This is a genomic window from Pseudomonas sp. F1_0610, assembly GCF_047470865.1.
GTDB lineage: Bacteria > Pseudomonadota > Gammaproteobacteria > Pseudomonadales > Pseudomonadaceae > JAZDRH01.
Map to the genome: position 1 here is coordinate 1 of NZ_JAZDRH010000007.1, position 19,719 is coordinate 19,719.

The window sequence follows — 19,719 nt, forward strand, 5'->3', positions numbered from 1 at the left end:
TAGTCGTTGGAACCCTCAGCGCGTCAGGCTTATCTCGCTTGATGCGTTTTCTGGGTTTGATACGCAAGTTCAGCTCCAGCTCACAGTAAATGCGGTAAACGCGCTTATGGTTCCATTTAAAACCTTTGACATTACGCAAGTACAAAAAGCAAAGGCCAAAGCCCCAACGTTTTTTGTTTTCTGTTAAACGCACTAGCCAGTCGGCAATCTGCTCGTTCTCAGCATTGAGCTTGCTTTGATAGTAAAAACAGCTCTCGCTAATACCTAGACAGAGGCAAGCAAGGCGAATGCTGATGGCATGTTTGATTATCGCCTCTTGCGCCATCTCCTTGCGCAGGGATGGCTTTAGAGCTTTCCCTCAAGAGCTTCCAATCGAATCTCAGCTTTAAGACGCTCTTCGGCATACATTTTTTTGAGCCGACGGTTCTCTTCTTCAAGCCCTTTCATGCGCTTCATGAGCGAAGTGTCCATGCCGCCGTATTTTGAGCGCCACTTGTAGAACGAAGCTGAGCTAATACCATGCTCACGGCATAGCTCAGGGACTGGAACTCCAGCCTCATTTTGTTTGAGAATTGCCATAATTTGGCTCTCAGTGAATTTTGATTTACGCATAGAAAACTCCTTGAGTTTATATTAATGGAATTTTCTACAAATAGCCTCTGTGGTTTTGAGGGGGGATTACAAAACCAGCAGAACCTTTATCGTATTTAGTCTTTAAGTGACTCAAAGTCTTTCAAAAGTTTCAATTCTTTTTCCAGCTCAGCCTGAGCTTCTTTTAATTTTCTCTCACGCTTAGCTATTTTATCCCTTTTCCCGTTGGCTTCAGCGTCAATTAGTTCAGCCTTACGCTGCTTTACTTTTTCTTGTTGTTGATTTACTTTTTCCTGCTGCTCTTTTATTAGCTGATGATCTGTACAATATTTTTTTACATTCTCTAATGCTTTTAATAAACCCTGCTCTTTAAATGCATTACCTTTAGCTTTAGCCATTTCAATCTGCTGTTCAATTCTTTTTATCTTTTGTTCGCATATTACTTCATCAGCATAACTAAATGACGGTAAAACACAAATTAAACTTAAAAAATAAAAACTATATTTAAACATAACAAACATGCCTTATAGATTTAGCTTAGCTTTACTGAAATCTCAATAGATATTCTTTTAAATCAAGGTCTATTTTCTTTTCTAAAACAGAGTGTTTCTTTTCATGATACCCAATAACTTGAGGGTCTAATGTTGATTCTGCTTCAAAAATATTATAGTTATCTATTGTATAGTTTGTAGTAACGCCAATCCAAAAAGCAAAAAAATCTATAAAATGCCAGCCATCTCTAACTATATTATACTCTTTAGTTTCTTGGTCTGTGCTTGATATAAGAATAAAGGGAACAATATAACTCTCTCTGAACTGTTCATCTCGATATATCACTAAGGAGCCTGTTAAATCTTCTTTCATGCTCAGTCCATGATCTGATGTATAAATCAGAGAAAATGCTTCCCCTTTAGTTTCTGCCTTTTTATAGACTTGTTCTACAAACTGATCCATTTTTGATACTGAAGTAAGATAACAGCTCAGCATTTTTTGCTTAGGAATATTATGTTTTGGCCCTGAATAGTCACTCAGTCGTTCACAGGGATCTTCATGTGAGCCTGTCATATGAATAAATATAACTTTAGGCCCTGTGGCGGATAAAGCTTTATCTATCTCACTATATAAAGCAAAGTCACTTTCAAATGTCTTTGTAAAATATATATTTTCAGAAAACTTAGCTATTCTTGCTGCTGTTCTATTGTTAGCACCTGTAAAACCTTGGCTAGATATCCAAAACGTTTTGTATCCTGCCTGCCGTGCTAAACTGATCGCATTATTTTCTTCTATTACCCTTCCTTTCTCATCTGTTAAAGCTAATATCCGTGGAACAGACAAGCTTGTATTTACGGCTGGTGAAAAGTAGTTTTTAATATAGCGTTTAGGTACTTTATCAAGAAAAGGGGTTGTTTTAAAAGGAGATCCATATAAAGACAATGCGTCAGCCCTTACTGACTCGCCGATAATAACAATATAGTTTTCATATTCTGTAGCATTTTTCCCACCAATAACCCAGCTTGATTCTTTTAAACTGCTAATGTCTAAAATCTTATATTCTCTATAGAGTTTTTTTATTCCAACAGCTGTAGATACAATAACTGGATCATATCCATATTTTTTATCTAGGTAAACTGTAACTAAAGAACTAATTGCTAGAGGTATAAAAAATATAAATATTCTCCCCTTTAATCTAACTTCTTTAAATAAAGGCGCTATCATGCAAAAAACAAAGATCAGGCTTACTAAAATAGCTAGCACATAAAATATACTTTCTATAGGTAAGCTTGTAATAAATGAAACTGCTTCACGCGTATCAGTTTCCAATACAGCTAATAAAATTCCTCTAGATATAACCCCTGAGATTAACGCCACTGGAAAATATAATGCACTTCCACAGATAACAAAAATCAATAACCAACGCGTAAACCTAAAGCAAAATAAAGCTATAACAAACCCCATAGTTACTATGAGATTCCCGATAAAAAAATACTAAAAAACTCTCCACTCAATCCTAAATTCAAAAGAAATGCTATTACAGCACTTCCTAGCACTATCTTTATTGCTTGCACAAGAAAACCTTTATCTCTCATTAAAATTTAATTTGGGTAAGTATAAGGTGCATTAATGCCTAATGGTAGATCAAGCCCCCACCAAAGTAATAAAAAACCAATCCATGAAATAAGAAAAACTACAGAATATGGCAGCATTAGCGAAACCAAGGAGCCTACGCTAGCATTACGTATATATTGCTGCATGTACATCATTACGAGAGGGAAATACAGCATTAACGGACTAATAATATTGGTGGTTGAATCACCTACGCGATAGGCTGCCTGCGTCAACTCAGGAGAAATACCGACGCCCATTAACACTGGTACCATGATAGGTGATAATAATGCCCATTTAGCTGAAGCTGAGCCTATCATTAAATTTACTACAGCAGTTAAAACTATCATACCGATAATGGTAATCTGTGCAGGTAAATTCATACTTTTTAGCAAGTCTGCACCCGATAAAGCTACGAGCGTACCTATATTAGAATCATTAAAAGCTTTTACAAACATGGCGCAGAAAAACACCATAATAATATAGCTACTTAAGGCTGACATGCTTTCACTCATGGCTTGCATAACATCATTGCTAGAGCTAAAAGTGCCTGCGATATACCCATAAACAATACCAGGAATAATAAACAGCACAAAAATAAAGGCAACAATAGATTGCATTGCCGCTGCTTTATAACTTGTTAAGAGACCTGTTTCTGCATCTCGAAAAGGTGAAGCCTCTGGCAATAACACTGCAAATAACAACACAATGCCAAGTAACATAACCCAGCTTGCTGCTATAAAAGCTTTGCGTTCTTTTGCTGAATATTGACTAAGGTCTGTAGGAGGCTGAACGTCACTATTTATGGATACATTCTTAAAACGCGGTTCTACAACTTTTTCTGTAACCCACCAACCTACAAGTACTAGAAAAAAGGTCGAGCCTATACCAAAAAACCAATTGGCTAACACATTAACTTCATAACTAGGATCATATAACTGAGCTGCTTGCTGTGTGAAGCTTTGTAATAAAGCATCATTACCATTAGGTACTATACTGGCGGCAAAACCGCCTGAAACACCAGCAAATGCTGCTGCCAAACCTACTACTGGATGGCGTCCAACAGAGTAAAACATCATTGCGCCAATAGGAATAACTAAAACATAACCGGCATCACTGGCTACATGACTTAACATACCAACAAAAATAACAATGGGTGTTAATAGCTTGCTAGGCGTCATATTTAGCAGTTTTTTAATGGCTGTATTTAAAAAACCTGACCGCTCTGCAACACCAATACCGAGCATTGCAACAATAACGATGCCTAAAGGTCCAAAGCTCATAAAGCTTGGTACCAGAGTAGCAAAAAAGTTAGCCAGCGAGTCACCTGTTAGTAGGTTCTGGACAACAACAGGCTGGCCTGTTTTAGGTACGAGATAACTAAATTGAAAGCGTGACAATAAAAACGAGCTGATCCAGACTAGTATCATTCCATAAAAAAATAACATTGCTGGTGCTGGGAGTTTATTTCCCACACGCTCTATAGCATCTAAAAAACTGGCTAGGAAGTTTTTTTTCTCTGTAATTTTTGATTCTGACATGGGTCATCCCTGATTATTAATCTGCCTCTAAATTATCATAAATAGGCGCCTAAGGCTTTTTCAGATATACATAAATATGCCTGAACTCAAATAATATTGACCACTTTATTAAGCAACCACTGTGTTTAACAGTGCACTATCTTGTCTATGACGTTGTAATGCTAATTCAATTAGTTTAGTAATTAAATCACTATAAGACAAACCACTAGCTTCCCATAATTTTGGGTACATGCTGATATTGGTAAAGCCGGGCAAGGTGTTTACTTCATTAATGATGACTTGTTCATTTTGCGTTAAGAAAATATCTACACGTGCCATGCCCAAACACTCTAGAACCTTATAAGCTTTAATGGCAATGTGCTGAATTTTTTCTTGAACTCTTGAGCTAATCGCTGCTGGAATAACTATTTTTGCAGCACCTGAACTAATATACTTAGTTTCATACGCATAAAACTGGTCTGCTACTATAATTTCACCACATATACTAGCTTGCGGATAGTCGTTACCTAAAACTGCACACTCAATCTCTCGCCCGACAATAGTTGTTTCTACTAGCACTTTATGATCAAACTCAAATGCTAGCTTCATTGCTTTGGCGAATTCTTGTTGATTATCAACTTTACTAACCCCCACTGAGGAACCTAAGTTTGCTGGTTTAATAAAGAATGGCAATCCCAGCTCTGTCTTAATTTTTTCAAATGAACAATGGGCATAATCTGAACGCTTTAGTGTAATAAAAGGCGCGATGTTTAGGCCAGCATCACGCAATAAGCGCTTAGTAATGTCTTTATCCATGCAAATAGCAGAACCTAGAATATGAGTTCCTACAAATGGAATATTTACTGAGCGTAATAAGCCTTGTAGAGCACCATCTTCGCCAAGATGACCATGCACAATAGGAAAAATAACATCCACATTTTTAAGTTGTGACTGACCAGCGGTTTCCACGCTAATTTGCTGAGCTTGAGACAACGGCAAAGAGAGTGTTTGGTGAGAATGATTTAATGCAATTAAGCTGGGATCATTTTCATTAAGTAAAAAGTTTGCAGCATCCATTAACTGCCATTGGCCTGTTTTATCAACGCCAAATAAGCTAATTTCAAACCGTTTTTTATCAATAGCCTGAATGATATTTTTTGCTGATTGTAAAGAGACTTCATGCTCTGTCGATTTTCCACCAAACACAATACCAACATGAATCTTTGCCACGCTTTAGCTCCCTTCTCTAAAACACCCATAAAGATAGGTTACTGCTACTCCCCACAAGCTAGCAATTAATTACCTACAACACTCTTTTCAAGGATAAAAAAGGCAGCTTCGTTAGGCTGCCTTTGTGTATTTAACAACACATTAAGGTGCAACTTCTGTAGCGCCCTTCCAACCTAGTTCTTTCATTTTATTCTCAATACTTGCTTGAGTTTGCTCACCTTCTAATGTAGCCACTAGCATTCCTTTGTTATTTAAAATATAAGTCACAGGTAAACGTTCAGCTTTTGGTAAGCGTAAACGATCAGCGGGATCATCTGCTAATACTAAAAACTTAATTCCCATTTCCTCACTGCTTTTCTCTAACTCAGTGCCCTGTAACTTATCAAAATTAACACCGACTACTAAGACAGCCTTATCAATATTATCGGTTTGCAGTTTATTGAGTTCTGGTATTTCTTTACGGCAAGGAGCGCACCAAGTTGCCCAGTAGTTAACCACAATCCATCGTTTTACAAACTCATCAACTGAAACATCCTGCCCTAGCTGGTTTTTACCAAAAGTTAAAGGCTCTGGGTTACACGCAGTTAGAAATACAGCTACAACAATTAAAATTAAGCGCTTAAACATAATAAATCCTTATTGGCTAATAGGCCGACGCCCAGCAAAAGCATGAGTAAGCGTACCACCATCAACTAACTCAAGCTCGCCACCTAGTGGCATACCATGAGCCAGTCGTGAAACTAAAATGCTTTTATCATGTAAAAGCTGAGCTATATAGTGTGCTGTTGCCTCACCTTCTACTGTTGGGTTGGTCGCCAAAATAACTTCTTGTGGCATTACTTCTGTAATCGCATCCATTAGTTCAGGAATACCTATTGCCTCAGGCCCTAGACCATCTAACGGTGACAAATGCCCTTTTAGTACAAAATAACGGCCACGATACCCTGTTTGTTCAACAGCAAAAACATCCATTGGTCCTTGAACAATGCAGAGCAGACTTGGGTCACGGCGCTGATCAGAACAAATTGAACATAACGGAGACTCACTTAAGGCACGGCATTTTTCACAATAGCCAACGCCATTCACAGCGACCTCTAGCGCATGCGCCAGCCGTAAAGCGCCTTTTCGATCACGCTCTAATAAATGCAGCGCCATGCGCTGAGCTGTTTTTTGCCCAACACCTGGCAAAATACGAAAAGAGTCAATTAGTTGACGAATTAAAGGAGTAAAGGACATAGCAATCCAATTTCAGCTAAGAAAAAGCCAGCACTATGCTGGCTTTACTAAATTAGAATGGCATTTTAAAACCTGGTGGCAGTTGCATGCCATCTGTAATCCCTGCCATGCCTTCTTTGGTATTTTCTTCCACTTTACGTACAGCATCATTTAAGGCAGCTGCAATAAGGTCCTCTAGAATTTCTTTTTCTTCACTCATTAGGCTGTCATCGATGCTCACACGACGCACATCATGGCGTCCTGTCATGACCACGCTCACTAGGCCACCGCCTGCCTGCCCAGTAACCTCTGCATTAGCTAACTCTTCTTGCGCTTTTTGCATTTTTTCTTGCATTTGCTGAGCTTGTTTCATAAGTCCAGCCATACCACCTTTAAACATAATCTATTCCTCACGCAGGATCTGAATCTATAGGTTGAATACTATTGGCAATAATTGTAGCGCCAAAAACATTCATCATGTGTTTTACATTGGGGTCATTTTGTATTTCTTGCTCAGCGTCATGCTGGCGTTGTGCTTTAAAGCGCTTAGCGGCTAATGCAGGCGTTTCATAGGCAGGTGTTTGAATTTCTACCTGCAGCACCACTGTTTGGTTTAACTGATTATTTACAGCTTCATTTAAGCGCTTACGCTGCGTTTCATTAAATAATGCACTTTGTGTAGGATCAAGATGCAGCAGCCATTGCGCTTCATTTTGTTCCATTAAAGTACAGTTATTTGCAATATTTGCTGTTAGCCCTGTTAGACCTAGCGCAGGCTGTAATTCAATCCATTGTAAAGCTAAACCTGTTGCGACAGGAATATCAGGTTGCAAGTCAACATCTTGAGAATCAATTTTAGTTTCTGACTCAAAATACTCATCTGCCTGCATATCTGCTAAATAGCTATAGGCTGACAAGTCAATCTCTTCATCTTCAGCGTTATCGTCTACAGCCTCTTCTAATGCTAAAGATACTGACTGTTGCACTGCATTAGCTTCTGGCTCTGGCTCTGGCTCTGGCTCTGGCTCTGGCTCTGGCTCTGGCTCTGGCTCTGGCTCTGGCTCTGGCTCTGGCTCTGGCTCTTTAGTGTGCGTTGAAACTGCATTAGAAGCTACTGATTCAGCATCTATTTGCTCCTCCCATGGAGGGAGGTCTTGTGTTTCAGATTCAGGCTTTTTTTCAGGCAATACCTCTAGGGTCGACTCAATAGAAGCAGTGGCGCTTAATGATGTTTTAGGTGCATCAACCTTAGCTGTCTGCAATTGAGTGCTAGGCCCTCCAGCCAAACCTGCTGGGCGAAAAGCTAATAACCTCAGCATCACCATTTCAAAACCACTGCGAGCATCTGGTGCTAATGGCAAATCACGGCGCCCAACCAATGCCATTTGGTAGTAAAATTGTACATCTTCAGCCGGCATTTGCTGCGCTAAAGCAAGAATCTGCTCACGATCTCCTTCACCGTTATCAACAGCCTCAGGTAATAGTTGCCCAATAGCAATACGGTGTAGCACGTTGATCACATCCGCTAGCACTCCCATCCAATCGGGACCTTGCTCTGCAAGCTGAGCAATAGCAGACAACAAACCTCGTCCATCACCCTGAATTAAACTGTCTAATACACCAAATATCTGTCCGTGATCTAAGGTTCCCAGCATGGCACGCACATCTTCAGCTAGCACCTTGCCATCACCAAAGGCAACAGCTTGATCGGTTAAGCTCATCGCATCACGCATCGAACCATCAGCAGCACGACCTAATAGCCACAGTGCATCTTCTTCAAATGGAATATGCTCTGCACTCAACACATGGTTAAGATGTCCAACTACAGCTTCTGGTTGCATATTTTTCAATGAGAACTGCAAGCACCGAGACAATACAGTAGGAGGTAGTTTTTGTGGATCTGTTGTCGCCAACAAGAATTTAATATAAGGAGGTGGTTCTTCTAATGTTTTTAGTAAAGCATTAAATGAACTTGTAGAAAGCATATGTACTTCGTCAATGAGATAAACCTTATAGCGTCCACGACTAGGCATGTACTGCACGTTATCTAAAAGTTCACGAGTGTCTTCAACCTTGGTTTTACTTGCCGCATCGACCTCTATAAGGTCAACAAAACGACCTTCATCGATCTCTTTACAGATGCTGCACTGCCCACAGGGAGTAGAGCTAATGCCCTGCTCACAATTGAGACACTTTGCCATAATCCGCGCAATTGTCGTTTTTCCAACACCACGCGTACCTGTAAACAAATAGGCATGATGTAAACGCTGATTATCTAAAGCACTAATTAGGGCTTTAAGCACATGCGTTTGTCCAACCATTTCCCGAAATGAACGCGGGCGCCATTTACGAGCAAGTACCTGATAGCTCATTGCAACCTATTAATCTGTTAGAAGAATAAAGCCCATGCTAACGGAGCGGAGAAAAAATTGCATTAAAGCAAAAGGAGAAGTGCAAAAAAATGAGGAAAATTACAGCCTATAAATGGAGGAGGCCCTACCAGCCACACCTCGGCACATGATATTCTCACTATGGCTGCTTCCTTCCGGACCTGACCAGGTTAATGAGTAATCATTGCGAGGGGACCGATAGAGCCTCCATAACAAACCACTTTAGAAGTGGTGGCGCTATTGTACTGAGTTCCCCAATAGTTACAACCATTTCAGAAAAATTTTCTCTAAATTTAATGATTTAGGTCGCACTAACGCACCTTCTTTAACCAGTAAATATGTTCCTCTAAGCGATGCAAACCACGCTCTTGAAATTTTTTTTCATATTTTAAAATATCGCGCACATCTAATAAGCGGTAATCACAATGTACTGCAAAAAACGCATCAATCATGGTTTGGTCAATTGCAAAAGGAGGTCCTGTCATCTGCTCTTGTAGATAGTCAACAACTAACAGCAAACCTTGGCATTGAGCAGGAAGGATTGAGCACAGATGTTGTGCATATTGCTGACGCAACGCATCTGACCACGAAACTAATGCTGCTCGATCATAGAAACCTGAACACTGGGTGAGCATCTCTTTGCTCAGTTGAAAAAAATCACCACAGTAAATAGTAATATTATCACTTATATAAACTGTAAAAGCGCCTTGAGTTTGGCAAAGGTACGCCAAGTTATTTTCTGCAAAGAACGCTTGTACCGCGCTTTCCACAAGCTCGACACCCACCACATTAAAGCCCTGCTCAACAAACCACAGCAAATCTAATGTCTTACCACATAAAGGGACAAATACAGTATCACCTGCCTGCAGCTGTGTACGATGCCAATGTTTAAGCAAATTAGGATTGGTTTTATGGATATGGAAGCCTATTTCATTGCGCTCCCAGCGCTCACGCCAAAATTCTGCCTGCATAAAAACTCTCTTATTGTTGTTGGGATTAAGGGGCTTTTCGTTCCTTTAATCAATCACCCATCTGCAATTGACTATCATTTTATTTCCACTATGTTCAACTTTTCCCTTAGCACATGTTTTCACTCTAAGAGGTACAGCTTATGAAAAAGCGACTACTTGCGCTCAGTCTCGCTTTATATCTACCTTTTATGGTATTTGCCAATAACACCGAAAGCATTAATATTAACACAGCCAGTGCACAAGAATTACAAAGTTTAAAGGGTATTGGTCCCACTAAAGCACAAGCTATTGTTGATTTTCGAGACGCCAATGGTCCTTTTAAAACAGCTGATGAACTCATTGAAGTACCTGGTATTGGTGTAAAACTATTGGAGCAAAATCAAGAGCGTCTAACTTTAAACTAAACTTAGACGCTTATTCTGTAATGAGGACGCTTTTAGGCTGGATCATTGCGTGTGAGCAATTCATCAGGCAAATGCATGATGTAATCTTCCTCTTGAGGTGGCATCTGTAAGTGAAAACCCTGTTTATTAAGGTTTTCTAGTACTAACGCAATATCTTCTTTGGCTAATTTTCGTTCTGGTGTTAAAACAAAGTCAAAACAATGCTTAGGCGTACCAAATAACTCTAATAAGGCAGCCGGCACCTTATTTAACGCATCCGCTTTGCGTACATACAAATACATTCCTAGCTTTTTCTTACTTTCATAAATAGAGCAAATTTGTTTCATTGCGTATCTCTTAGGCTTTCAATTAATACAGGGGCTAAATAAGCACGACGCCAGCCTGTTAAATCATCTGGTAACGTAATCTGACCTGTTTTTAGCCAAGTACGTACTATTTCTTCAGCAATCTTCTTGCGCAATACAATTTCTGGAGCAACATTTAGTTGCTCAGCCACAATATTACCTGCACTACGTATTTTTTTGTAAAACTTAGCTTCTTTAACGTTTAACGGTTCAGGCAAAAGCTCAGGCCATTGATTTTTAGGAAGAGCCTTCGCTTGTGAAATAATTTTTAATAATTTATCACCATCCATGCGTACTGTCTTAGGTGAAACTTCTGGTATCCGTGATAAATGCCCCGTATCACTAGGCTGCTGAACAGCTAACTCCCATAAAGAGTTCTCGCGCAACACTCTATTGCGTGGCACATCACGCTGTCGTGCGAGCTCCTCGCGCCATTGGCTTATCGCGCGTAATACTGCTAACTGCTGGGCATTTAATTTCCAAGCCAATTTAATGTGTTTCCAGCGCTCCGCAATAGTCTGACTTTGAACATAGTGCTGTGCTAGTAAATCCTCGCCATCTGCTAACACCCACAGGTACTTTTCAGCGCTTAGCTGCGCTTGTAAGCGCTGATAAATCTCTATTAAATACAAAGTATCTTGCGCGGCATAGAGCTCTTGTGTTGCAGTTAGTGGACGTTGCAACCAATCTGAGCGTGTTTCGTCTTTATCTAGGTGCACACCTAATAGGTTTTCAACCAAACGCGAGTAGCCTAGAGAAAAACCTATATTCAAATAGCTACATGCAATTTGCGTATCAAATAAAGGAGCTGGTAAAGTCCCTACCAGTCTATGTAAGACTTCTAAGTCTTCAGAACACGCATGTAGAATTTTAACGACATTAGGATTATCTAAAACAGCCGCAAAGCAGCGCCAATCTTGAATGGTTAATGGATCTAATAAGTAAGATGACTGCCCATCGCTCACCTGGATCAATCCTGCAATTGGATAAAATGTATCTACACGGATAAATTCAGTGTCTAAAGCAAGTGCAGGTTGTTTTTGCCATAGTTGGCAAGCGCTACTTAGCGCTGCATCAGTTGTAATCCAACGAATATTCACAGTCGACATGCTCCACAAAATTACTCATAGTATATAACGCCTGAGTAATACCCGTGTAAAATGATCGGAAAATTCTACATACATCAATATTAATGACAGATTTTTTAACTACAATGGTCAGTTACAGTACAAACCAGTGGTGGCTTTTTAACGGATTAAATGCACTTACTACTAAAGTAAAGCGAGGTGATCCATGATTCGGGTACTAGTAGTAGATGATCATGATTTAGTCCGTACAGGTATAACTAGAATGCTTGAAGACAACCAAGATATTCAAGTGGTTGGCCAAGCACAAAGTGGTGAAGAAGCCATAAAACAAGTTCAAGCCTTAAACCCTGACATAGTTTTAATGGATATTCGCATGCCAGGTATGGGGGGCTTAGAAGCCACTCAGCGCATTCGTAAGCGTTTTGAAAATACGCGTGTCATTGCTGTGACTGCTTGTGATGATGATATTTACCCTACTCGCTTCATTGAGGCAGGCGCTACTGGCTACATTACTAAAGGCACAGGCTTTGCAGAAATGTTACAAGCTATTAAGCAAGTGCACTTAGGCAAACCTTATTTAAGCGCTGAGATCGCACAGCAAATGGCGATGCGCTCTTTTCAACCAGCAGCGCAAGGCTCTCCTTTTGATGAACTATCACAACGTGAGCTGCAAATCTGTATCATGATTGCCAATGGTGATACCGCCAATGATATTGCGGATGTCCTTTGTCTTTCACCCAAAACCATCAATACCTATCGCTATCGAGCATTTGAAAAATTGAATGTAAAAACAGATGTAGAAATGACATTATTAGCTATCCGTCACCATCTAGTAAATCATTCAACGGGCTCATGATTCCAACATTTAACGCCAGTGCATTTCTATCAACATGCAGCCAACGTCCAGGCGTTTACTGCATGTATGACATCGAAAACTCACTACTTTACATTGGTAAGGCGAAAAATCTTAAAAACCGTCTTTCAAGTTATTTTAGAAACACTCAACAGCCGCCAAAAACCGCTGCACTTGTGAGTAAAATTGCACGCATAGAAACGACCTTAGTTGCCAGTGAAACTGAAGCCTTGCTACTGGAGCAAACACTCATCAAGCAGCATCGCCCGCCTTATAATATTTTACTGCGTGATGATAAATCTTATCCTTATGTTTTGTTATCTGATGGTGATTTTCCACGTCTTACTATTCATCGTGGCAGCAAGCGATTCAAGGGGCGCTATTTTGGCCCCTACCCTAGCAGCGGCGCTATCCGAGAATCATTAAACCTCCTACAAAAAGCCTTTGCAGTGCGCCAGTGCGAGGACAGTTTTTTTAAAAACCGCAGCCGCCCTTGCTTGCAATATCAAATTAAGCGTTGCAAAGCGCCTTGTGTTGGTTTGGTTAGCCACCAAGAATATGCTGAAGATGTGCGCCTTTCAGTGATGTTTCTTGAAGGCAAAAGTGATGCACTAACAGATGAATTAAAACACTCTATGATTAGTGCCTCAGAGCAACTTGATTTTGAAAAAGCTGCACAATTACGCGATCAAATAGCCTTACTGCGCCGCGTCCAGGACCAACAGAGCATGGAAGGTGGACACGGTGATATTGATATTATTGCGGCTATTGCATTACCAGGTGGCGCCTGCGTGCATGTTATTACAGTAAGAGACGGACGCGTACTAGGCGGTAAAAACTACTTTCCACAAGTAGCAATTGAAGAAACCACTGAAGATATTTTATTTGCCTTTATGGGGCAATATTATTTAGCAATCACTCAACAAAATAGGCCTAAAGTTTTGCTCGTTAATCATCAACATGATGATTTTCCTGCTTTAGCCCAAGCATTAGAGCAAGCCTATCAAAGCCCAATCGAAATAATTCAACGAGTACGGGGCACTAGAGCTCGCTGGCAGCAAATGGCTGTCACCAATGCTGAACAAGCCTTGCAAGCACGCCTAAGTAATCGTATGCAGCTGGCCAAGCGTTTTGAACTACTTGCCCAAGCGCTAAACCTTGATGAAATACCGCAACGTCTTGAATGCTTTGACATTAGCCACTCTAGCGGTGAGGCCACTGTCGCTTCTTGTGTAGTATTTGGCCCTGAAGGCCCTATTAAGGCAGACTATCGCCTTTACAATATTGAAGGCGTTACCCCTGGCGATGACTATGCCGCCATGCAGCAAGCATTAATGCGCCGCCTAGAAAAAGCACAAGATAATCCAGACGCTAAGCTACCTGATATTTTGCTAGTAGATGGCGGCAAAGGACAATTACAAATGGCCCGAGATGTTTTGCAAGAACTAGGTTTAAATCATCTGTTGTTGCTAGGTGTTGCTAAGGGCGTAACCCGTAAAGCAGGTTTTGAAACATTATTTTTAAATGATATTCAAAATGCCTTTACGCTACCGGCTCATTCACCCGCATTGCATCTTATTCAACATATTCGTGATGAGTCGCATCGCTTTGCTATCACTGGCCATAGAGCCAAAAGAGGCAAAACACGACGCACTTCAACCTTAGAGGGAATTGCTAATGTAGGACCTAAGCGTCGACGTGAATTACTGACTTATTTTGGTGGATTACAAGAACTTTCGCGCGCAAGCATAGAAGAAATTGCCAAAACACCTGGAATTAGTCGTACACTAGCAGAAACTATTTATCATGCATTGCATAGTGAATAGTTTTTAATATGTTCAATCACGCAAAGTAAGTGCCTTTTTGCATGAATATTCCAAATATATTAACAACACTCCGTGTAGCGCTAATTCCTATCTTAGTGCTTTTCTATTGCTTGCCTTTTGCGTGGAGCTATTGGGCTGCTAGCATTGTATTTGCTCTTGCCAGCTTTACTGATTGGCTCGATGGCTACCTTGCTAGGCGCTGGAAACAAAATACACCTTTTGGTGCTTTTCTTGATCCTGTGGCTGATAAGCTACTCGTAGCAGTTGCTCTTGTACTTCTGGTAGAAAACCACCAATCACTCTTTATCCTGCTTCCGGCACTCGTGATTATTAGCCGAGAAATCGTAGTGTCAGCTTTGCGTGAATGGATGGCTGAAATTGGCGCGCGCGCGCAAGTTGCTGTATCACAATTGGGTAAATGGAAGACAGCGGCACAAATGCTAGCCTTAGTCATTTTATTAGCTAACCCCCCTGTAATGACTATCTGGGTTGCTCTAGGCTACTTTTTCTTAATGATTTCAGCTGTTTTAACACTCTGGTCAATGCTTAACTATTTACGCGCTGCACTGCCTCATTTACACCATAAATAGGATATAACTTTTTATCGTTTTTATGGTCATAAGAGCTATTCCCAGCTCAAAATGATAATAGGAGATTTATCATGTTTATGCGTACATTATTTTCATTGGCAGCATTATCTTTAGTAAGTACTAACCTACTAGCAAACTCTCCAACTGACGATCTTAAAGCCTTTCCTCAGGCACAAAACGGCATGCTTCGGCATGTAATTCGCTTAACCCCACAAACCAATGAAAATCTATTTAAAGTTGAAATTATTCCAGGAAAAACCATAGAAAAAGATTGCAACAACACCTTTTTTATGGGCGATATTGAAGAAGAAACCGTCAAAGGCTGGGGCTATACTTACTATGTTGTTGAAGATATTAAAGGCCCGGCAAGTACTATGATGGCCTGTCCTGACAACACAAAAACCAAGGCCTTTGTTCCTGTAGCCACAGATGATGGGCTTGTGCGTTATAACAGCAAACTACCCCTAGTTATCTACGCACCTAAAGACGTAGAAGTACGCTATCGTATTTGGCAAGCCGCAGAGACTAGCCAAGCGGCAAAAACAGAGTAAAAAACCTCGCGCTATTCTAGGTCTTTGATAAATAAATAGGTTTTTTATAAGAAAGGCCTTGACGACTTATTAAAAATCATTAGAATGGCGCCCTGTTATGCGGGAATAGCTCAGTTGGTAGAGCACAACCTTGCCAAGGTTGGGGTCGCGAGTTCGAGTCTCGTTTCCCGCTCCAAAGTTTCAAAAAAACTGTAGTGAAGATGATTACAGTTTTTCCAAATTGGCTAGATGGCAGAGTGGTGATGCAGCGGATTGCAAATCCGTCAACGCCGGTTCGATTCCGACTCTGGCCTCCAAATAAAACCCTTAAGATTCAACGTCTTAAGGGTTTTTTATTGTCTGTCATTTTAGAGGCGTTCCGCATTTTCGCCTTAGGCGTTCCGCATTATTCACACTTTGCGACCATGAATTGACCGAATTTTGTGGTGTAACAGGGGCTTTTAAATTGTCTTTTCATTGCCCATTCTTGTTCTAATTTGATTCGCCCTGGTCGCAATGTTCCAGCACCGAATTTTTCGTTGATATCATCAAGAACTGTCATTAGTGTTTGCGACTGATTTGCTTGCTTTTGCTCAAACAGATCTTCTGTATATTCGCCGCGCTGGCGAAGTTCGCAAAATATTACTCGCACATCCTAAGTGATCTATATTTTTACAGCCACCTCATACCACTGAAGTAACTATATTATATTTAATTTTATCGCCATCCCTCAAAGGGATGCAGATTGATACGACCTGACTGCACTACTGCATTTAATCTATTTTGTGCCATTTTTATTGCTTCCAGTACATCTTCATGATTCGAATAGTCATCCCCTATTTGAGGATCAGACACTTCACCACCTACCAAAGTTAAAAAATAGCTGCTAAGAATAAGCGCCACTGTAATCTCTAACTCATCATAGCAATTACAAAAAAAATGAAACTCATCCTCAAAACTAGAATAAAGCTCAAATCCTGTTAAAAATTCTGAATCTGGATGGATAAAAATAATATTCCCGGAAACTTTTAGTGGAAAAAATCCACTACTGTTAAAAAAGTCAGATTTTGGATGCACTGCTATTTGATAACCAATAGACGCACAGTACTCCTCAAATTCTTCTTTTTTAAACTCTTTAGGTGCTTTACTACTTGTAAAAGAAATATCATACCCCATAAAAACCTCTCTATTAATATTAACTATTTAGACTAACAAGTGCCTCCTAGTAGCACCTATATTAATTTAGATGAAAAATATAAAACTACCAACCATTTACATTTTATATAAAAAAATTGGTAGTTTTATTCATTGCCGAGATAATACTTAACTAAAAGTCATACCGAATACCCAAGGCATACCTCCTGCCATCAAGTACTTTTCCATATTTCTCATACTTAATTTCCTTATCTAAAAAATTATACACCCCAAGATTAACTGAAAGCTGGCTTGTTACATTGTAGTTTGCACCTAGATCCGCCATAACATAAGCAGGAACGCGTTGGTCACCTTCTTCCAAGGTTTTTCCCCTGTACCTTGCCTTTGCCCACATTTTCAAATCATCTAATGCTTGATAATCCGCACCAATATTAAACATATGTTTTGGGTAATTATTTAAAGGATCGCCTTTTCCTTTGCCTTTAGTTATTTCACTATCAGAAAAAGTATAATTAGCGGTTAACCTCAGGTTATCCAGCACATCTAAGCTACTAGAAAGCTCAAAACCTTTAAGTTCTGCCTTGTCCGCATTATTATATTTGGCAATAGCTTCATAGTCGTATCCCAAATAAATACAACTCAGATCACCTGTATTACTACTTGCTCTACGATCACAAATAGTAGATTTCTGGATTTTATTGGAAAAATAGGTTTGGTAAAGTGTCATTGAAAGGTTTAGGTTTTCTAAATTGTCATAAACTAGACCCACTTCATAGTTAGTGCTTTTTTCAGGTTTTAGATCATCATTACCTATATCGGCACCATCCGTTCTTGCACCAAAACCTCCCTCAACCCAAGCTGAATCGCCCTGTTTTAAATTTGGCGTAACATAGCCTGTACTAACACCACCTTTGACAGTGAAGTTGTCATTTAAGTGATAAACCCCATATAGCCTTGGAGTAAACTCTCCACCATATTTTTCATCCTGGTTCCAGCGCATACCTGCCGTTAACATAAAGTCATCTGTTACAAAGTACTCATCTTCTAAAAAGAAAGCACCACTCCAACGATCAAGCTTTTTAATGTTTAAGCCGCGCGTGCCATGATCTGTCTCTTCTTTTTTATATTCGGCACCGAGAGTTAATGTATTAGTCTCCATCGGTATAACTGTTTTTGTATTGGCAATACTCTGAATGTATTTTGTACCGCCATTTTGAAATTTATTACTCATTTCCTCTCTGGTTACAAATGTTCGGGTGCTTATAGCATCGGTCCAAGCATACTCATGGGTTACACCATAAACCTCTTTTTTAATTTCCCTTAGATCAATATCAAATCCAATATTTTCTTTTTTGCCGCTGCTCTCTTGAAGGAAATGTCCGTACTCTAAGGAAAGATTATTTTTTTCATTTACTATCCAGTTCAGTTTTGCATTGATATTTTGTCGCTCATTATCCATATTTCCACGTTCGATTTTGTCTTCATCGCGCTGTGAAAAATTACCATCTAATGAAAATCCAAGCCTGTCTGATATTATTGGCCCCGTTAAATAGAAGTTGTACAGCTGTGAGTCGCCTGACTTTGAGTTTTCTTGAATAATGCGCTGCGCTGATACTGTTCCACTAAAATCATTGAGTACTTTCTTTGTAATAATATTTACCACACCACCTATGGCTTGCGAGCCATACAGCGAAGACATAGGGCCACGAATAACTTCAATACGTTCAATAGCTGCAATAGGTGGCAGCCAACCGGTCTCCTGTGAATCTCCATTACCATTATAAAAAACCTGTCCCGAATTTCCTTGTGGCTTTCCATCAATTAACAGTAACGAATATTCGTTGGGCATGCCCCGAATAGAAATTTTAAAGCCGCCCATCCCCCGCCCATTAGAGCTACCACCGCCTTCAACGCTGACACCTGGTATATCACGCAGTGCATCAGTGACATCATAGTAGGCCTTTCCTTTTAATTCTTCACTAGTGATAACCGAAATCGTAGCTGGAGCATCTCGCAGATTTTGCTCGTAACCTGAAGCCGTCACCACAGTAGTCGCTAAATCGGCAGCGTTTTTATTTTTTGACGGATCTGCATAAGCCAAATTTAATAGCGTTGTTGCTGATAAAACAGCCAACGTCAGCGGTTGATATCTAAGAGGTTTCACAGCAGCTTCCTAATAGTTATGAAATAAAATGCAACAATAAAGCATGTTTATTATCATTTGCAAATAATTATCATTTAAATATATATGATTATTCTAACTATAAGATGCAAGAATACTTAGCTCGAAGTGCTGTCTTTCTCTCATGTAGCGAACTTAGCTTTGATGTGATTTACCGCTTTCTAAGCTGCCTACTCGGCAGTGAACCATCAATTAGAATCGCTCATGAATCAGCCTGCTTTCTAAGCTGCCTACTCGGCAGTGAACCAGGGCGCGTACAATCGCCAGTTTTACGTCTGTTTCTAAGCTGCCTACTCGGCAGTGAACACCCGAAAGGGTCGTGATGAAATTGCAAGCATTTTCTAAGCTGCCTACTCGGCAGTGAACGGCAGTGTCGGCATGTTGGTTTCCACCGTTGGTTTCTAAGCTGCCTACTCGGCAGTGAACAGATATTTGGCTTTCAGCCTATTACGTTAACATTTCTAAGCTGCCTACTCGGCAGTGAACCGTGTTTCTAGCTCATAGTTTTGATGTAGGCTTTTCTAAGCTGCCTACTCGGCAGTGAACTTAATCCGTATTCATCAAAGCCAAAGCGTGCTTTTCTAAGCTGCCTACTCGGCAGTGAACAGGTGTTAACAATGTAGAGGGCTATGCCTATTTTTCTAAGCTGCCTACTCGGCAGTGAACGGCTTGGCTTAAAAGCTTATATGGGCCGTATGTTTCTAAGCTGCCTACTCGGCAGTGAACG

The 19,719-nt window shown here is 40.2% G+C and carries 19 protein-coding genes, 2 tRNA genes, 1 other RNA gene, 1 pseudogene and 1 CRISPR repeat array (1 of these 24 only partly in view); of the genes and pseudogenes, 7 read left to right on the forward strand and 16 right to left on the reverse strand.

Features of this window, described 5'->3' with window-relative positions; genetic code table 11:
* From VQ643_RS05515 to VQ643_RS05565, 11 genes and pseudogenes are all read right to left on the reverse strand, one after another.
* Positions 1 to 612: pseudogene (locus VQ643_RS05515) on the reverse strand (transposase); the annotation flags it as partial.
* Positions 613 to 707: 95 nt separating this feature from the next.
* Complete coding sequence (locus tag VQ643_RS05520) at positions 708 to 1,103, reverse strand: DUF1090 domain-containing protein (RefSeq protein ID WP_414198291.1); 396 nt, start codon at positions 1,101 to 1,103, stop codon at positions 708 to 710.
* 31 nt (positions 1,104 to 1,134) lie between these two features.
* Positions 1,135 to 2,547, reverse strand: a complete 1,413-nt coding sequence (locus VQ643_RS05525) for a sulfatase-like hydrolase/transferase (RefSeq protein ID WP_414198292.1) — start codon at positions 2,545 to 2,547, stop codon at positions 1,135 to 1,137.
* 137 nt (positions 2,548 to 2,684) lie between these two features.
* The gene (locus VQ643_RS05530; RefSeq protein WP_414198293.1) at positions 2,685 to 4,235 is read right to left on the reverse strand and encodes an AbgT family transporter; all 1,551 of its coding nucleotides are present in this window, start codon (positions 4,233 to 4,235) and stop codon (positions 2,685 to 2,687) included.
* 108 nt (positions 4,236 to 4,343) lie between these two features.
* A complete protein-coding gene (gene ddlA, locus VQ643_RS05535; protein ID WP_414198294.1) occupies positions 4,344 to 5,444 on the reverse strand; it encodes a D-alanine--D-alanine ligase in 1,101 nt (366 codons plus the stop codon).
* A 141-nt stretch (positions 5,445 to 5,585) separates the two neighbouring features.
* A complete protein-coding gene (locus VQ643_RS05540) occupies positions 5,586 to 6,071 on the reverse strand; it encodes a TlpA disulfide reductase family protein (RefSeq protein WP_414198295.1) in 486 nt (161 codons plus the stop codon).
* Between the two features lie 9 nt (positions 6,072 to 6,080).
* Entirely contained in the window at positions 6,081 to 6,680 is a 600-nt protein-coding gene (recR, locus tag VQ643_RS05545) for a recombination mediator RecR (RefSeq protein ID WP_414198296.1), read from the reverse strand.
* A gap of 52 nt (positions 6,681 to 6,732) precedes the next feature.
* Entirely contained in the window at positions 6,733 to 7,059 is a 327-nt protein-coding gene (locus VQ643_RS05550; RefSeq protein ID WP_414198297.1) for a YbaB/EbfC family nucleoid-associated protein, read from the reverse strand.
* Positions 7,060 to 7,069: 10 nt separating this feature from the next.
* Positions 7,070 to 9,031 carry a DNA polymerase III subunit gamma/tau gene (gene dnaX, locus VQ643_RS05555; protein ID WP_414198298.1) on the reverse strand — a complete coding sequence of 654 codons (1,962 nt, stop codon included), beginning with the start codon at positions 9,029 to 9,031 and terminating at the stop codon, positions 7,070 to 7,072.
* Positions 9,032 to 9,153: 122 nt separating this feature from the next.
* Positions 9,154 to 9,250, reverse strand: an RNA gene (gene ffs / locus VQ643_RS05560) — signal recognition particle sRNA small type.
* 110 nt (positions 9,251 to 9,360) lie between these two features.
* Positions 9,361 to 10,020 carry a thiopurine S-methyltransferase gene (locus VQ643_RS05565; protein ID WP_414198299.1) on the reverse strand — a complete coding sequence of 220 codons (660 nt, stop codon included), beginning with the start codon at positions 10,018 to 10,020 and terminating at the stop codon, positions 9,361 to 9,363.
* A gap of 140 nt (positions 10,021 to 10,160) precedes the next feature.
* Here VQ643_RS05565 and VQ643_RS05570 point away from each other — a divergent pair, with 140 nt between their 5' ends.
* A complete protein-coding gene (locus VQ643_RS05570; protein ID WP_414198300.1) occupies positions 10,161 to 10,424 on the forward strand; it encodes a ComEA family DNA-binding protein in 264 nt (87 codons plus the stop codon).
* A 32-nt stretch (positions 10,425 to 10,456) separates the two neighbouring features.
* Here the strand turns inward: VQ643_RS05570 and VQ643_RS05575 are convergent, their stop codons facing one another.
* Positions 10,457 to 10,750 (reverse strand): YcgL domain-containing protein, encoded by a 294-nt coding sequence (locus tag VQ643_RS05575; RefSeq protein ID WP_414198301.1) that lies wholly within the window; start codon positions 10,748 to 10,750, stop codon positions 10,457 to 10,459.
* A complete protein-coding gene (gene rnd, locus VQ643_RS05580; protein WP_414198302.1) occupies positions 10,747 to 11,877 on the reverse strand; it encodes a ribonuclease D in 1,131 nt (376 codons plus the stop codon). Before rnd ends, VQ643_RS05575 begins: the two co-directional genes overlap by 4 nt.
* 184 nt (positions 11,878 to 12,061) lie before the next feature.
* Between rnd and VQ643_RS05585 the strand changes: the two genes are divergently transcribed.
* The 6 genes from VQ643_RS05585 to VQ643_RS05610 all read left to right on the forward strand — a co-directional run bounded on the left by VQ643_RS05585 (position 12,062) and on the right by VQ643_RS05610 (position 15,972).
* On the forward strand, positions 12,062 to 12,712 hold the full coding sequence (locus VQ643_RS05585; protein WP_414198303.1) for a response regulator: 651 nt from the start codon (positions 12,062 to 12,064) through the stop codon (positions 12,710 to 12,712).
* Complete coding sequence (gene uvrC, locus VQ643_RS05590) at positions 12,709 to 14,535, forward strand: excinuclease ABC subunit UvrC (protein WP_414198304.1); 1,827 nt, start codon at positions 12,709 to 12,711, stop codon at positions 14,533 to 14,535. Before VQ643_RS05585 ends, uvrC begins: the two co-directional genes overlap by 4 nt.
* 41 nt (positions 14,536 to 14,576) lie before the next feature.
* The gene (gene pgsA / locus VQ643_RS05595) at positions 14,577 to 15,125 is read left to right on the forward strand and encodes a CDP-diacylglycerol--glycerol-3-phosphate 3-phosphatidyltransferase (RefSeq protein ID WP_414198306.1); all 549 of its coding nucleotides are present in this window, start codon (positions 14,577 to 14,579) and stop codon (positions 15,123 to 15,125) included.
* A 71-nt stretch (positions 15,126 to 15,196) separates the two neighbouring features.
* A complete protein-coding gene (gene eco / locus VQ643_RS05600; RefSeq protein ID WP_414198308.1) occupies positions 15,197 to 15,676 on the forward strand; it encodes a serine protease inhibitor ecotin in 480 nt (159 codons plus the stop codon).
* Positions 15,677 to 15,775: 99 nt separating this feature from the next.
* A tRNA-Gly gene (locus VQ643_RS05605) sits at positions 15,776 to 15,851 on the forward strand.
* A 47-nt stretch (positions 15,852 to 15,898) separates the two neighbouring features.
* A tRNA-Cys gene (locus tag VQ643_RS05610) sits at positions 15,899 to 15,972 on the forward strand.
* Between the two features lie 89 nt (positions 15,973 to 16,061).
* Here VQ643_RS05610 and VQ643_RS05615 read toward each other — a convergent pair.
* The 3 genes from VQ643_RS05615 to VQ643_RS05625 all read right to left on the reverse strand — a co-directional run bounded on the left by VQ643_RS05615 (position 16,062) and on the right by VQ643_RS05625 (position 18,974).
* Positions 16,062 to 16,307 carry a DUF4113 domain-containing protein gene (locus VQ643_RS05615; RefSeq protein WP_414198310.1) on the reverse strand — a complete coding sequence of 82 codons (246 nt, stop codon included), beginning with the start codon at positions 16,305 to 16,307 and terminating at the stop codon, positions 16,062 to 16,064.
* A 65-nt stretch (positions 16,308 to 16,372) separates the two neighbouring features.
* Positions 16,373 to 16,831, reverse strand: a complete 459-nt coding sequence (locus VQ643_RS05620) for a hypothetical protein (RefSeq protein WP_414198311.1) — start codon at positions 16,829 to 16,831, stop codon at positions 16,373 to 16,375.
* Positions 16,832 to 16,982: 151 nt separating this feature from the next.
* Positions 16,983 to 18,974, reverse strand: a complete 1,992-nt coding sequence (locus VQ643_RS05625) for a TonB-dependent receptor domain-containing protein (RefSeq protein ID WP_414198313.1) — start codon at positions 18,972 to 18,974, stop codon at positions 16,983 to 16,985.
* Between the two features lie 176 nt (positions 18,975 to 19,150).
* Positions 19,151 to 19,719: direct repeats of the CRISPR family, unit length 28 nt; unit sequence TTTCTAAGCTGCCTACTCGGCAGTGAAC (it continues 901 nt past the right edge of the window).

Coding starts and splice junctions, on each gene's coding strand:
- VQ643_RS05520 (WP_414198291.1), bottom strand. CDS start 1,103: ATGTTTAAATATAGTTTTTATTTTTTAAGTTTAATTTGTGTTTTACCG.
- VQ643_RS05525 (WP_414198292.1), bottom strand. CDS start 2,547: ATGGGGTTTGTTATAGCTTTATTTTGCTTTAGGTTTACGCGTTGGTTA.
- VQ643_RS05530 (WP_414198293.1), bottom strand. CDS start 4,235: ATGTCAGAATCAAAAATTACAGAGAAAAAAAACTTCCTAGCCAGTTTT.
- VQ643_RS05540 (WP_414198295.1), bottom strand. CDS start 6,071: ATGTTTAAGCGCTTAATTTTAATTGTTGTAGCTGTATTTCTAACTGCG.
- recR (WP_414198296.1), bottom strand. CDS start 6,680: ATGTCCTTTACTCCTTTAATTCGTCAACTAATTGACTCTTTTCGTATT.
- VQ643_RS05550 (WP_414198297.1), bottom strand. CDS start 7,059: ATGTTTAAAGGTGGTATGGCTGGACTTATGAAACAAGCTCAGCAAATG.
- dnaX (WP_414198298.1), bottom strand. CDS start 9,031: ATGAGCTATCAGGTACTTGCTCGTAAATGGCGCCCGCGTTCATTTCGG.
- VQ643_RS05565 (WP_414198299.1), bottom strand. CDS start 10,020: ATGCAGGCAGAATTTTGGCGTGAGCGCTGGGAGCGCAATGAAATAGGC.
- VQ643_RS05570 (WP_414198300.1), top strand. CDS start 10,161: ATGAAAAAGCGACTACTTGCGCTCAGTCTCGCTTTATATCTACCTTTT.
- VQ643_RS05575 (WP_414198301.1), bottom strand. CDS start 10,750: ATGAAACAAATTTGCTCTATTTATGAAAGTAAGAAAAAGCTAGGAATG.
- rnd (WP_414198302.1), bottom strand. CDS start 11,877: ATGTCGACTGTGAATATTCGTTGGATTACAACTGATGCAGCGCTAAGT.
- VQ643_RS05585 (WP_414198303.1), top strand. CDS start 12,062: ATGATTCGGGTACTAGTAGTAGATGATCATGATTTAGTCCGTACAGGT.
- uvrC (WP_414198304.1), top strand. CDS start 12,709: ATGATTCCAACATTTAACGCCAGTGCATTTCTATCAACATGCAGCCAA.
- pgsA (WP_414198306.1), top strand. CDS start 14,577: ATGAATATTCCAAATATATTAACAACACTCCGTGTAGCGCTAATTCCT.
- eco (WP_414198308.1), top strand. CDS start 15,197: ATGTTTATGCGTACATTATTTTCATTGGCAGCATTATCTTTAGTAAGT.
- VQ643_RS05620 (WP_414198311.1), bottom strand. CDS start 16,831: ATGGGGTATGATATTTCTTTTACAAGTAGTAAAGCACCTAAAGAGTTT.